The 13,263-nt window shown below is 72.4% G+C and carries 12 protein-coding genes; 8 read left to right on the plus strand and 4 right to left on the minus strand.

Features of this window, described 5'->3' with window-relative positions; all coding sequences use genetic code 11:
* Window positions 1–2: 2 nt before the first annotated feature.
* The 5 genes from J2X26_RS08890 (at window position 3) to J2X26_RS08910 (ending at window position 6,567) form a co-directional block, all read left to right on the plus strand.
* The gene (locus J2X26_RS08890) at window positions 3–1,460 is read left to right on the plus strand and encodes an outer membrane protein assembly factor BamB family protein (protein WP_307491538.1); all 1,458 of its coding nucleotides are present in this window, start codon (window positions 3–5) and stop codon (window positions 1,458–1,460) included.
* A 5-nt stretch (window positions 1,461–1,465) separates the two neighbouring features.
* Window positions 1,466–2,953 carry an outer membrane protein assembly factor BamB family protein gene (locus tag J2X26_RS08895; RefSeq protein ID WP_307491539.1) on the plus strand — a complete coding sequence of 496 codons (1,488 nt, stop codon included), beginning with the start codon at window positions 1,466–1,468 and terminating at the stop codon, window positions 2,951–2,953.
* Window positions 2,954–3,141: 188 nt separating this feature from the next.
* Window positions 3,142–4,887, plus strand: coding sequence for a 2-isopropylmalate synthase (leuA, locus tag J2X26_RS08900; RefSeq protein ID WP_307491541.1), 1,746 nt, complete (start codon window positions 3,142–3,144; stop codon window positions 4,885–4,887).
* Between the two features lie 165 nt (window positions 4,888–5,052).
* The gene (recO, locus tag J2X26_RS08905; RefSeq protein WP_307491543.1) at window positions 5,053–5,784 is read left to right on the plus strand and encodes a DNA repair protein RecO; all 732 of its coding nucleotides are present in this window, start codon (window positions 5,053–5,055) and stop codon (window positions 5,782–5,784) included.
* Window positions 5,785–6,567, plus strand: coding sequence for an isoprenyl transferase (locus J2X26_RS08910; RefSeq protein ID WP_307491545.1), 783 nt, complete (start codon window positions 5,785–5,787; stop codon window positions 6,565–6,567). It abuts the gene before it with no gap.
* Here the strand turns inward: J2X26_RS08910 and J2X26_RS08915 are convergent.
* From J2X26_RS08915 to J2X26_RS08930, 4 genes are read right to left on the minus strand one after another with little or no spacing between them, the layout of a single operon-like run.
* Entirely contained in the window at window positions 6,552–7,112 is a 561-nt protein-coding gene (locus J2X26_RS08915) for a DedA family protein (protein ID WP_307491547.1), read from the minus strand. The two genes, J2X26_RS08910 and J2X26_RS08915, sit on opposite strands and share 16 nt — an antisense overlap.
* A 9-nt stretch (window positions 7,113–7,121) precedes the next feature.
* On the minus strand, window positions 7,122–8,036 hold the full coding sequence (locus tag J2X26_RS08920) for a metal ABC transporter permease (protein WP_439897840.1): 915 nt from the start codon (window positions 8,034–8,036) through the stop codon (window positions 7,122–7,124).
* A 41-nt stretch (window positions 8,037–8,077) separates the two neighbouring features.
* Window positions 8,078–8,854, minus strand: coding sequence for a metal ABC transporter ATP-binding protein (locus J2X26_RS08925; RefSeq protein WP_307491550.1), 777 nt, complete (start codon window positions 8,852–8,854; stop codon window positions 8,078–8,080).
* The gene (locus tag J2X26_RS08930; RefSeq protein ID WP_307491552.1) at window positions 8,851–9,768 is read right to left on the minus strand and encodes a metal ABC transporter substrate-binding protein; all 918 of its coding nucleotides are present in this window, start codon (window positions 9,766–9,768) and stop codon (window positions 8,851–8,853) included. The genes J2X26_RS08925 and J2X26_RS08930 overlap by 4 nt, the downstream gene beginning before the upstream one ends.
* A 173-nt stretch (window positions 9,769–9,941) precedes the next feature.
* Between J2X26_RS08930 and J2X26_RS08935 the strand changes: the two genes are divergently transcribed.
* The 3 genes from J2X26_RS08935 to J2X26_RS08945 all read left to right on the plus strand — a co-directional run bounded on the left by J2X26_RS08935 (window position 9,942) and on the right by J2X26_RS08945 (window position 13,198).
* Complete coding sequence (locus J2X26_RS08935) at window positions 9,942–11,327, plus strand: glycine--tRNA ligase (protein ID WP_307491553.1); 1,386 nt, start codon at window positions 9,942–9,944, stop codon at window positions 11,325–11,327.
* Window positions 11,328–11,453: 126 nt separating this feature from the next.
* Window positions 11,454–12,410: an ABC transporter ATP-binding protein gene (locus tag J2X26_RS08940; RefSeq protein WP_307491554.1), complete on the plus strand. Its 957-nt coding sequence runs from the start codon at window positions 11,454–11,456 to the stop codon at window positions 12,408–12,410.
* Complete coding sequence (locus tag J2X26_RS08945; protein WP_307491555.1) at window positions 12,407–13,198, plus strand: ABC transporter permease; 792 nt, start codon at window positions 12,407–12,409, stop codon at window positions 13,196–13,198. Before J2X26_RS08940 ends, J2X26_RS08945 begins: the two co-directional genes overlap by 4 nt.
* The last annotated feature ends 65 nt before the right edge of the window (window positions 13,199–13,263 follow it).

Below are 13,263 nucleotides of genomic sequence, written 5' to 3' on the forward strand. Positions count from 1 at the left end.
CCATGGCGGACCGCCGTCCCGCTGCACGGATGCAGCTCGTCGAGGTCGAGGACGCCCCGACCGCTGCTGAGCGGTCGCGCCCGCCGGACAACCCGCCACCGCAGGACACCGCCACCCTCACCGACGAGCCGCCACCAGCCGGCCGGCGCGTCCTGCGCCGGTGGTGGCCCGTCGCGGCCGTCGTCGTGCTGGGCGTCGTCGTGTCCGGCGTCGTGGCGTCGGCGCGGGACCGCGCGTTCGTGGATCGCATCGCCGCGGTGCCCGGCCTGGTCCGCCCCCTCGACGCGGCACCGGAGGCGCTGTGGCAGGCCCGCGTGCCCCTGCTGCCCGGCACCGTGCTCGCGGCCGACGGCGCGCTCGTGGTGCTCGCCGAGGGTGAGACGGCCTGGACGGTGACCTCGCACGACGCGGTGTCCGGCGCGCAGCGGTGGTCGATCGACGTGGTGCCGGTGTCGAGCTCCGGGTTCGAGGCGACCGCGGCGGTCTGCCCGCCCCTGCGCGGCGACGTCGGCGACCTCGTGGTGTGCCTCGTCCGGCATCCCCGGGTGCTCTACTCCGACGACGCGTCGATCCAGGAGCCGCCGCGGGTCTCGGTCGTCCCGCTGTCGGCGCAGGACGGCGAGCGGCTCGGCGACTGGGAGGTCCGGGGGGAGCTCGTCGCCTTCGACCGCATCGAGGACGACCTCCTCATCGGCACGCTCGACGCCGAGGGCCGGATGATCGTGCAGCGGCGTGACGCCCGGACCGGGGACGTCGTCTGGTCGGTCGTCACCCCGGTCGTGATGAACGCCCCGGCGATCAGCGTCGCCGCGGCGATGCGTGTGCTGCCCCCGCTGATCGTGCTCGAGGGCGGCGCCACGATCGTCCTCGACGTCGAGGACGGCAGCACGCTGATGACGGGACCGCGGTTCGGCGGGCTCCAGGTGGCTGCGCTCGGCGACCGCTTCGCCACGTGGGCTCCCGTCGGCGGCGGGCACGTCCACGACGTCGACGGCACCGAGCTCTTCGGTGTGCAGGGCCTGCCCGCGCAGCTGTCCGCCGACGACGGGTCGCAGCCGGGCACGATCATCGTCGACGAGGGCCCGCAGGTGGCCGGCATCGATGCGTCGACCGGTGCGCTGAGGTGGCGCACCCCGTCCCAGCTCGACCCGCGACTGCTGGTCTCGGACCGGCTGGTCGTCTCGGGTGCGGACAGCTACGGCGTGCTGGACGCCACGGACGGCTCGATGATCTGGGACGTCGACACCGGTTCCGTCCTGACGTGGGACCCGGTCTCGGACGGCACGCTCGTCCTCGGTCCGGGCACGTCCCCCGACGGCCGACCGGAGCTGTGGGGCCGAGGTCTCGAGGACGGCGTCCGGTACTGGTCGGTCCCGCTCCCGGAGGGGGTGCTCGGCGTCGACTCCGTCGGCGGCCACCTCGTCGTCCGGACCGAGAACGACCTGATCGTCTACGGCTGATCGCCATGACCTCGGCTCTGCGGCCGGTGATGCAGCGCGTCGGACTCGACGAGGACGACGCGGCGGTCGAGGACGGCGTCCGCTCGGGCCCGCAGCGGTTGCGTGCCGGTGTGGCTCGGCTCGGCTCCTGGGCCGCTCGCCGCCCCGCGCGTGCGGTCGTCGCCTCCGTGTGCGCGCTCGCCGTCCTCGGGACCGTGTCGGTGGGGGTGCCGTCGTGGGTCAGCCGCCACGAACGTGACGCGGTGCTCGGCGCCGCCGCGTTCCCCGGGGCGGTCCGGGTCCTCGAGCAGGCCCCCCGGGTGCGCTGGTCGGCGGACGTCGACGGCACCGTCGCGCCGGTCCTCGCCGGGGACGTCATCGTCGCGGCGACGCAGGCCTCGCCGACCGGCCGCCGGATCGTCGGGCTGGACGTCGTCGCCGGGCACGAGCGGTGGTCCGTGCCCCTCGACGACGCCCTCGTCCCGGAGCGCGTGCAGTGCCGACCGCTCGACGCGCAGCTCGTGTGCGTCGTCGGGCCGGACGCACCCTCGGACACTCGCAGGTTCGACCCCGACGCGTCGGCGGCACAGGTCGGCGCGTCGGCGCTGCTCCGCATCGACCCCGCCGACGGTCGCGTGCTGTCCCGCAGCGACGTGCCGGGTTGGGTGGTGGCCACCGAGCAGGTGGGGTCGGACCTCGTGGTGGCGACGTACTCGTGGGGCATGCTCGCGGTTCGTCGTCTCGACCCGGCCACGGGCGCCGTGCGCTGGCAGACCCAACGGTGGTCGACGTTCCGCTCGGCGGGCAGCAGCCGGGTCTCCCTGGTCGCCGCGGGTGACCTCGTGATTGCGGCCGGCAACGAGGTGACGTTGCTGCTGGATGCGCTCACGGGGGAGCGGCTGCCACGGCCCGCGGGCGCCGCGCCCTCAGACCAGGTCCGGCTCCTCGACGACGGCACGCTCGTGCGCACCCGGTTCCGGGTCCGGGAGGCCGGCGTCGACGCCGTCTCCGAGCTGTCGTTCGGCCGGCAGGACCCGTGGTCCACCGTCCGAGGTTCCCTGGTCGAGCCCGGTGTCAGCGACGGCACGTCGGGCCTCGTGTTCACGGCGAGCGGCCTGACGGGTGGCCCGCTCGGCGGCCGGGTGCGGGCCTACGCGCCGGGGTCGACCGAGGCCGTGTGGCGGGCGCTGGCGCCGGCGCCCGAGGTGGCCGCCGACGTCGCCGGACGGGTCGTGCTGCGTGGTGGCGGTGCGCTCGTCGGTCTCGATGCGCGGAGCGGCGAGGAGGTCTGGCGCCGGTCGTTCGGCCCGACGATCGGGCGCTCCTTCACGGACGGCGAGCACCTCCTCGTGGAGCGGGAGGGCTACGGCGGGCTCCCGATGCTGACGGCGCTCTCGCTCGACGACGGCGCGACGGACTGGGACGCGCCGCTGCCCGCCGACGCCCCCCGGCCCCTGCGCATCGGCCAGCACCTGTACGCGCTCGGGGACGGGCGCCTCGTCGCCCTGCGGTGAGACGGCTGCGGTGAGACGGGCGGGCCGGGAGGTTGCGGAACGGCCGGTCGTTCGGGGTACGGTGAGATCGTGCTCGCAGTCACCCTCCTTCTTCGCTGCCGCGACGAGGCCCTCTAGGCCGCATCCTCGTCGCGGTGTCGTGTGTGCCGGCTGACTCCCCGCCGAACCGCCCGAAGGACGAGAAGACCATGACCTATCTGGAGACGAGCGCACAGCAGCCGTCGTCGATGCCGGTGCACAAGTACCGCCCGTTCCACGAGCAGATCCGCGTGGACCTGCCCGACCGCCGGTGGCCCGACAACCGCGTCACCCAGGCCCCGCGCTGGTGCGCCGTCGACCTGCGCGACGGGAACCAGGCGCTGATCGAGCCGATGAACCCCGCCCGCAAGCTCGAGATGTTCGAGCTCCTGGTGCAGATGGGTTTCAAGGAGATCGAGGTCGGCTTCCCGTCGGCGTCGCAGACGGACTTCGACTTCGTGCGGATGCTCATCGAGGAGAACCGCATCCCGGACGACGTCGTCATCCAGGTGCTGACCCAGGCGCGTGAGCACCTCATCGAGCGGACGTACGAGGCGATCGCGGGCGCCAAGCAGGCGATCGTGCACCTGTACAACTCCACCTCGACGCTCCAGCGCGAGGTCGTGTTCCGCACGGACGAGGACGGCATCATCGACATCGCGGTGTCGGGCGCCCGGTTCTGCCGGAAGTACGAGGAGCTCGTCCCGGACACGGACGTGTTCTACGAGTACTCGCCCGAGTCCTACACCGGCACCGAGCTGGAGTTCGCGCTGCGGGTCTGCAACGCGGTGCTGGAGGTGCTGGAGCCGACGCCGGACCGCAAGGTGATCATCAACCTGCCGGCCACCGTCGAGATGGCGACGCCGAACGTGTACGCGGACTCGATCGAGTGGATGAGCCGCAACCTGCGCTACCGCGAGAGCGTCGTCCTGTCGCTGCACCCGCACAACGACCGGGGCACGGCCGTCGCGGCTGCGGAGCTGGGCTACCTGGCCGGTGCGGACCGCATCGAGGGCTGCCTGTTCGGCAACGGCGAGCGCACCGGGAACGTCTGCCTGGTGACCCTCGGCATGAACCTGTTCAGCCAGGGCGTGGACCCGCAGCTGGACTTCTCCGACGTCGACCACATCCGCCGCACCGTCGAGCGCTGCAACCAGCTGCCCGTCAACGAGCGGCACCCGTACGGCGGGGACCTGGTGTTCACGGCCTTCTCGGGCTCGCACCAGGACGCCATCAAGAAGGGCCTGGACGCCCTGGAGGCGTCGGCCGTGCGGCAGGGCAAGACCATCGACGACGTCGTCTGGGCCGTCCCGTACCTGCCGATCGACCCGAAGGACGTGGGGCGCTCGTACGAGGCGATCATCCGCGTGAACTCGCAGTCGGGGAAGGGCGGCATCAGCTACCTGATGAAGTCCGAGAAGGACCTGGACCTGCCGCGCCGGCTGCAGATCGAGTTCTCCCAGGTGGTGCAGCGGCACACGGACCAGCACGGCACCGAGGTCACGGCCGACGAGCTGTGGCACATCTTCAACGACGAGTACCTGCCGGTGGAGCCGGGCAGCCCGTTCGCGCCGTGGGGCCGGTTCTCGCTGCGGGGCACGCGCGGGACCAGTGTCGAGGACGGGCCGGACACCCTGGAGGTGGACCTCGTCGACCGCGGCGTGCAGCGCACGCTCCAGGGTTCCGGCAACGGTCCGGTGGCGGCGTTCGTCGCAGCCGTGAAGACCCTCGGCGTCGACGTCGCGGTGCTGGACTACGCCGAGCACGCCCTCTCCTCGGGCGGTGACGCCACCGCGGCCGCGTACGTCGAGTGCGCCATCGGCGACGAGATCCTGTGGGGCGTCGGCATCGACCCGTCGATCACGACGGCCTCCCTCAAGGCGATCATCTCGGCGGTCAACCGGCACGAGCGCTGAGCGCTCCCGCCCCAGAACCACCGACCCGGCGGACACCCCGCCGGTCGGTGTGCTCGGGGAGGGGTGCGCTCGGCGATCCCGCCCGCACCCCTCCCCGGGTCAGCGGTACCGTCCGAACGCGTGTCCCGGGGCACCCGTGTGGGTGGCGCGGGGGAGAATGACGAGGTGAGCCTCTACCGCGACGAGGCGATCGTCCTGCGCACCCACAAGCTGGGGGAGGCCGACCGCATCGTCACCCTCCTGACCCGGTCGCACGGGAAGGTCCGTGCCGTCGGCAAGGGGGTCCGCCGCACGTCGTCGAAGTTCGGGTCGCGGCTCGAGCCGTTCATGTACGTCGACCTGCAGCTGAGCACGGGGCGCAACCTCGACATCGTCACGCAGGCCGAGACGCTGGGACCGTTCGGGCGCCGGATCTGCGAGGACTACACGCTCTACACCGCGGGCACGGTCATGCTCGAGACGGCGGACCGGCTGGTCGAGGCCGAGCACGAGCCCTCCCTGCAGCAGTACTGGCTCCTGGTCGGCGCCGTGAAGGCGCTGGCGTCCCGTGACCACGCGCCCGGTCTGGTGCTCGACTCGTACCTGCTGCGTGCGCTCTCGGTCGCCGGGTGGGCGCCCAGCTTCACCGACTGCGCGCGCTGCGGGGAGCCCGGGCCGCACTCCGCGTTCGCGGTGGCGTCGGGCGGTGCCGTCTGCCGGGCCTGCCGGCCACCGGGTGCGGCCGCGCCGGCGCCCGAGACGTTCGAGCTCCTGGCCGCGCTGCTTGCGGGAGACTGGTCCGTCGCCGACGCGAGCGCCGAGCGGCACCGCGGCGAGGGCAACGGCCTGGTCGCCGCGTTCTGCCAGTTCCACCTCGAGCGCCAGCTGCGCTCGCTCCCCATGGTCGAGAGGGTCTGAATGCCGGTCCCACCCCCGCCGCACCCCAGCGGCGAACGCGCTCCCGTGATCCCGAAGGAGTTCGTGCCCCGGCACGTGGCCGTCGTCATGGACGGCAACGGCCGCTGGGCGAACGCGCGCGGTCTGCCCCGGACGGCCGGGCATGCCGCGGGGGAGGCGTCCCTGCTCGACGTCGTCGCCGGTGCCATCGAGGTGGGCGTCGAGTACGTCTCGGCGTACGCGTTCTCCACCGAGAACTGGTCGCGCTCACCCGACGAGGTGCGCTTCCTCATGGGGTTCAACCGGGACGTGCTGCGCCGCCGCCGGGACCTGATGAACTCGTGGGGGGTGCGGGTCCGCTGGGCGGGCCGGCGCCCGCGGCTGTGGCGCTCGGTGATCACCGAGCTGGAGACCGCGGAGGAGCTGACCAGGCAGAACTCGACGGTCACGCTCACGATGTGCGTGAACTACGGCGGCCGTGCCGAGATCGCCGACGCCGCACAGGCGATCGCGCGCGAGGTCGCCGCCGGTCGTGTGAAGCCGGACAAGGTCAACGAGAAGCTCTTCGCGCGGTACCTCGACGAGCCCGACCTGCCGGACGTGGACCTGTTCCTGCGGTCGTCGGGCGAGCAGCGGACGTCGAACTTCATGATCTGGCAGGCCGCGTACGCCGAGCTGGTGTTCCTCGACGAGCCGTGGCCCGACGTCGACCGCCGGCACCTGTGGCGCGCGGTGGAGACGTACGCGCGTCGGGACCGGCGCTACGGCGGCGCCGTGGACAAGCCGGGTCAGACCTCGGCCTGAACCGCCGTCGACCCGGTGCGCTGTGCCCGGCGCAGCAGTCGGCGGCGGACCAGCCAGCCGACCCCGACGACGACCACGAGCACCGCGCCGGCGAGCGCCCACGGTGAGGTGGCGAACAGCGAGATGGCCGCCCACACGGCGCCGAAGCCGATCGTCGCCCAGACGCCCGCCCACACCAGCGCCCCGGGGACCGTGGCGATGGCGAACCGCAGGTACGGCATCTTCACGACGCCGGCCGCCGCGAAGATCGCGGTCTGCAGCCCCACCGTCAGGAACGCGAGCGTGACCGCGATCGGACCCCAGCGCCGCACCAGACCGAGCCCGCGCTGGGCGCTCCGGGTGTCGGTCCAGGCCTCCAGCCGCTGGATCGTGGCGTGCCACCAGCCGGGCGCGCCCTCCTGCTCGTGGACGGCCTGCGCCCCGCGGACGACACCGCGGCCGGCCCAGTAGGTGCCGTGGGAGCGGGCCATGACGATCACGAAGAGGCCGGCGACGGCAACACCGAGCGGCACGCTGCCGAGGTGATAGGCGTCGAGGGGGTCCACGCGCTGATCCTACGTGGTCGGTGAGGGTCGCCTAACTGCCACTCCGTCAGCATCGTCGACGTCGTCGACGAGCAGGACGTCGTCGACCATGTCCGGGTGGGGGTCCTGCGGCGGTGCGGGCCGGCGCAGGAGCGGCTGCAGGGTGGCGGCGACGGCGTACACCAGGATCGCCAGGACGACGATCGTGGCCCCGGGCGGGATGTCCTGCCAGTACGTGAGCACCAGCCCGGAGACGCTGACGACGACGCCGATCACGCTGGCCAGCGTCATGGTGCGGCTGAACGAGCGGGCGAACAGCTGCGCGATGGCCACGGGCACGATCATCAGCGCGCTGACCAGCAGGAGGCCCACCACGCGCATCGCGATGGTCACGGTGAGGGCGGCGATGGTCGCGACGAGCATCGAGAGCAGCCGCACGGGCAGCCCGCTGGCCCGGGCGAACTCCTCGTCGTGACTGACGGCGAACAGGGCCGTGCGCAGGCCGACCCCGACGCCGAGCACCAGGACGGCCAGGGCGACGGTCCACCACAGGTCGGCGGTGGACACGGTCGAGATGGAGCCGAACAGGTAGCTGATCAGGTTGGCGTTGGTGCCGCCCGCGAGCTTGATGAGCAGGACGCCGCCGGCGATGCCGCCGTAGAACATGAGCGCGAGGGCGAGGTCGCCGCTGGTCCGGCCGCGCTCGCGCACGAGCTCGATGACGATCGAGCCGACGACCGCCGCGATGACGGCGCCCGGAAGCGCGAGCGTGTCCTGCGGAACCAGGCCCGCCCAGCTGCCGACGAGCCAGCCGAGCGCGACGCCGGTGAGGGCGACGTGCCCGATGCCGTCGCCCAGGAGAGCCATCCGGCGCTGCACCAGGAACGTGCCGACGACCGGTGCGGCGGCCCCGACGAGCACCGCCGCGATGAGCGCGCGCTGCATGAGGGGAGAGCTGAGCAGCTCGACCACCTGGTCCCACGCGGTCACGGGTTCACCTCCACGGACAGCGACGGTCCGGTCTGCGGCGGCTCCGGGTCGGGGTGCGCGTGCGTGTGGTCGTGCCACTGGCCGGCGTGCTCGCCGCGGGCGCGGGGCGGCGGGCCGTCGTGCGCGACGCGGCCGTGCCGCAGCACGATCGCGCGGTCGATCAGGGGCGAGAACGGGCCGAGCTCGTGCAGGATCACGACCACCGTGGTCCCCGCGTCGTGCAGGCGGCTGACGGTGTCGACGAACGTCGCCTGCGTCGGGATGTCGATGCCGGAGGTCGGCTCGTCGAGGACCAGCAGGTCGGGGTCGCGGACCAGGGCGCGGGCGATGAGCACGCGCTGCTGCTGGCCACCGGACATCTCCTGCACCCGCTGGAACGCCCGGTCGGCCAGGCCGACGTCGGCCAGCGCGGCGAGCGCGCGGCGCTTGTGACCACGCGGCGGCCGCAGCGTCCGGCCGTGCAGCAGCCCGGACGTCACCACCTCGTAGGCGGTCGCGGGGACGCCCGCGGCGGCAGGCAGCCGCTGCGGCACGTACCCGATCCGGTCCCAGGGGGCCGACGGGCCGAGCGGAGCACCGAACAGCCGCACGTCACCGGCGGTCCGGGTCACCACCCCGAGCAGCGAGCGCACGAGGGTCGACTTGCCCGAGCCGTTGGCGCCGAGCAGCGCCAGCACCTCACCGGCGGGCACGACGAGGTCGATGCCGTCGAGGATCGGCTGGCCGCCGAGCGTCACGCCGAGGCCGGTGGCCTCGATCACGGGGGTGCTCACGAGCAGGACAATGCCATGCGCAGGGCGTCGAGGTTGGCCTGCGCGATCGTGAAGTAGTCGGTGTCGGGGTCTGCCAGACCCTCGATCGGGTCGAGCACGGCGGCCTCGACGCCGAGGTCGGCGGCCAGGGTCTCGGCCACCTTGGGGCTGACCAGCGTCTCGAAGAAGATCGTCGTGACGCCTTCGTCGCGCACGATCTTCTCGACCGCGGCCAGCCGGGCGGGTGAGGGTTCGGCCTCGGGGTCGATGCCGGAGATGCCGACCTGGTGCAGGTCGTAGCGATCGGCCAGGTAGCCGAACGCCTCGTGCGACGTGACGAAGGTCCGGGAGTCGCACTGCTCCAGGCCGGTGGCGTAGGCGGCGTCGAGGTCCTCGAAGCGCTGGGTCAGCGCGGCGGCGTTGGCCGCGAACGTCTCGGCGCCGTCGGGGTCGATCTCGGTGAGCGTGTCGGCGACGTCCTGGACGACCGACGGCATCCGGCTCGGGTCGAGCCAGAAGTGGGGGTCGACGTCGCCGTGATCGTGCTCCTCGTGCTCCTCCGCGGACTCGTCCTCGTGCTCCTCCGGTCGCAGCGTCGCCTCGGTCGCCGCATCCACGACGTGCGCCGGCGAGGTCTGGGCGATCGCGTCGTCGACCGCAGCCTGGAAGCCGGACAGGTAGACCACGAGGTCGGCGCCGTCGATCCGGGAGACCTGGGCGGGGGAGAGCTCGACGTCGTGCGGCTCGGCGCCGGGAGGCGTCAACGACCGGACGCTCACCCGGTCGCCGCCCACCTGCTCGGCCACGAACTGGAGGGGGTAGAACGAGGCCATGACGTCGACGGTCCCGTCGTCGGCACCCGACGCGCTCGCGCAGCCGGTCAGCACCAGCGGGAGAGCGGCGAGGACGGCGAGGTGGCGACGCGGGATGGACATGACGATCATTCTCAGTTAGACGAGAACGGTTGTCAAAACGCGTCGCGTCGCTGACCGGTAGCCTGGCTGCTCAACCTCTGTTCCCCTCTGTCTTCACCGGGGCGCGCCCGGCGCCGCGGTCCACCCGTCCGCGACACCCAGCCGCGGACGCCACCACCCTGGAGTGATCGATCGTGGCTGCACCCTCCCGCCTGGACTCCGTCGTCTCCCTCGCCAAGCGGCGCGGGTTCGTCTTCCCGAGCGGTGAGATCTACGGCGGTACCCGCTCCGCGTGGGACTACGGACCGCTCGGCGTGGAGCTCAAGGAGAACATCAAGCGCCAGTGGTGGCGCACGATGGTCACCAGCCGCGACGACATCGTCGGCCTCGACTCCTCGGTGATCCTTCCGCGGCAGGTCTGGGTCGCCTCCGGCCACGTCGGCGTCTTCACCGATCCGCTGACCGAGTGCCTCTCCTGCCACAAGCGGTTCCGCGAGGACCACATGCTGGAGGAGTTCGAGGAGAAGAAGGGCCGCGTCCCCGAGCACGGCCTGGCGGACATCGCGTGCCCGAACTGCGGCACCCGCGGCCAGTGGACCGAGCCCCGCGACTTCAACATGATGCTCAAGACCTACCTCGGCCCCGTCGAGGACGAGTCCGGCCTGCACTACCTGCGGCCCGAGACCGCGCAGGGCATCTTCGTGAACTTCGCCAACGTGAGCACCACGTCGCGCAAGAAGCCGCCGTTCGGCATCGGCCAGATCGGCAAGTCGTTCCGCAACGAGATCACGCCTGGCAACTTCATCTTCCGCACGCGCGAGTTCGAGCAGATGGAGATGGAGTTCTTCGTCGAGCCCGGCACCGACGAGACGTGGCACCAGTACTGGATCGACCAGCGCACCGACTGGTACGTGGATCTCGGCATCGCCCGCGAGAACCTGCGGCACTACGAGCACCCGGCCGAGAAGCTGTCGCACTACTCCAAGCGCACCGTCGACATCGAGTACCGGTTCCAGTTCCAGGGCAGCGAGTGGGGCGAGCTCGAGGGCATCGCCAACCGCACGGACTTCGACCTCAAGACGCACACCGAGCACTCCGGCCAGGACCTGTCGTACTTCGACCAGGCGACCAACACCCGGTACGTGCCCTACGTCATCGAGCCCGCGGCCGGCCTGACCCGCTCGCTCATGGCGTTCCTCGTCGAGTCGTACACCGAGGACGAGGCGCCCAACACCAAGGGTGGCGTCGACGTCCGCACCGTGCTCAAGCTCGACCCGCGCCTCGCGCCCGTCAAGGCCGCGGTGCTGCCGCTGTCCCGCAACGAGTCCCTGTCGCCGAAGGCCCGTGACCTCGCCGCCGAGCTCCGCAAGAACTGGAACGTCGACTTCGACGACGCCGGCGCCATCGGCCGTCGTTACCGCCGCCAGGACGAGATCGGTACGCCGTTCTGCATCACGGTCGACTTCGACACGCTCGACGACCAGGCCGTCACCATCCGGCACCGCGACGACATGACGCAGGAGCGCGTCGCCCTGGACAAGGTCGTCGGCTACCTGGCGCAGCACCTCGTCGGCGCCTGACCCGACCGACACCGCAGGCCCGGAGCGCACGCTCCGGGCCTGCCGTGCGCCGGGATGACATCCGTCATCCCGAGGTGGTGACGGGCGACGGGGGAGCCGGCTCGCCGCGCCGGTCAGGATCGAGCCATGACCTTCACCGACACCCTCCCCACACCGGCTCAGGCCGGACCGGGCCCGCTGGCGATCGACCTGCGGGGCCTGCACAAGTCCTTCGGCAGCGTCCGCGCCGTCGACGGGATCGACCTGGCGATCACGCCCGGCGAGGTCGTCGCGTTCCTCGGTCCCAACGGGGCCGGCAAGACCACGACGATCGACATGCTGCTGGGCCTGGCCCGTCCGGACGCCGGCTCGGTGTCCGTGCTCGGGCTCGACCCGAACCGCGCGATCGCCGAGGGCCGGGTCTCGGCCGTCATGCAGAGCGGCGGCCTGCTCAAGGACCTCACGGTCGGCGAGACCGTCGAGCTGACGGCGTCGTTCTTCCGCGCGTCGCGCTCCGCGGGCGAGGTGCTCGCCCGCGCGGGCATCGCCGACATCGCCGACCGCAAGGTGGGCACGTGCTCGGGCGGTCAGCAGCAGCGGCTCCGGTTCGCGCTCGCCCTGCTGCCGGACCCGGACGTGATCGTGCTCGACGAGCCGACGACCGGCATGGACGTGGAAGGGCGCCGCGACTTCTGGACCGCCCTGCGGGCCGACGCCTCGCGCGGCCGGACGATCCTGTTCGCCACGCACTACCTCGAGGAGGCCGACGCCTACGCCGACCGGATCGTGCTGGTCAGCCACGGGCGGATCGTCGCCGACGGATCGGCGGCGCAGGTGAAGAACCTCGCGTCGGGCCGGCTGGTCACCGCCACGCTGCCCGACGTCACCGCCGCGCAGACGACGGACCTCGAGGCGATCCCGGGCGTCCAGTCGGTCGAGCTGCGTCGCGACCGGCTGCTGGTGCGGACCTCCGACTCCGACGGCGTCGCCCGTCACCTGCTCACCGCGACCGCGGCGAGCGACATCGAGATCACCGCCCGCGGGCTCGAGGACGCGTTCCTCGCCCTGACGGGCGACCACGACACCACCGGGAGCCCCGCATGAGCACCGTCGTCGCCACCACACCGGCCCGCACTGCCGACCGGACGCCCCGCACCGGCCTGCTCAACGGTCCGTTCCTCGCGATCGAGCTGCGCCGCCTGCTGCGCAACCGCCGGACGGTCATCTTCACGCTGATCATGCCGCCGGCGTTCTTCCTCATCTTCGGCACGGCGGAGGCGTACAAGACGCAGTCCGTCGGCAACGGCAACGTCACCGCGTTCATCATGGTCTCGATGGCTCTGTACGGCGCCATGCTCGCCACCACGAGCGGCGGTGCGAGCGTCTCCGTCGAGCGCTCGCAGGGCTGGACCCGGCAGCTGCGGCTCACGCCCCTGCGACCCGCGACGTACGTCTTCACCAAGGTGCTCGTCGCGATGGTCATGGGGCTCGCCGCCGTCGTGGTGGTCGCGATCGTGGGCCTGATCAGCGGTGCGACGGGCGACGCCGGTGCGATCGCAGCCTCTCTCGGGCTCGCGTGGGTCGGCTCCGTGGTCTTCGCCGCGTTCGGGCTCTTCATGGGGTACCTGCTGCCGGCGGAGAACGTCATGCAGGTCCTCGGTCCGGTGCTCGCGCTGCTCGCGTTCGCCGGTGGGCTGTTCGTGCCGCTCGGGGACGGGCTCTTCGCCGACATCGCCAAGGTGGTCCCGACGTACGGGCTCGCCGAGATCGTGCGGGCTCCGCTCACCGGCGACGCGCCGAGCATCTGGGCCGTCGTCAACGTGGTCGGCTGGGCCGCCGTGTTCGTCGGCGGCGCGGCCTGGCGGTTCCGTCGGGACACGGCGCGCGTGTGACCGGTGCTCCGGCCGACGGCCCGGTCGACCGTGGCCCGGCTAGCGTGGGCGCCGTGAGGACGGAC

Source organism: Cellulomonas humilata (assembly GCF_030814415.1).
GTDB lineage: Bacteria > Actinomycetota > Actinomycetes > Actinomycetales > Cellulomonadaceae > Cellulomonas > Cellulomonas humilata_A.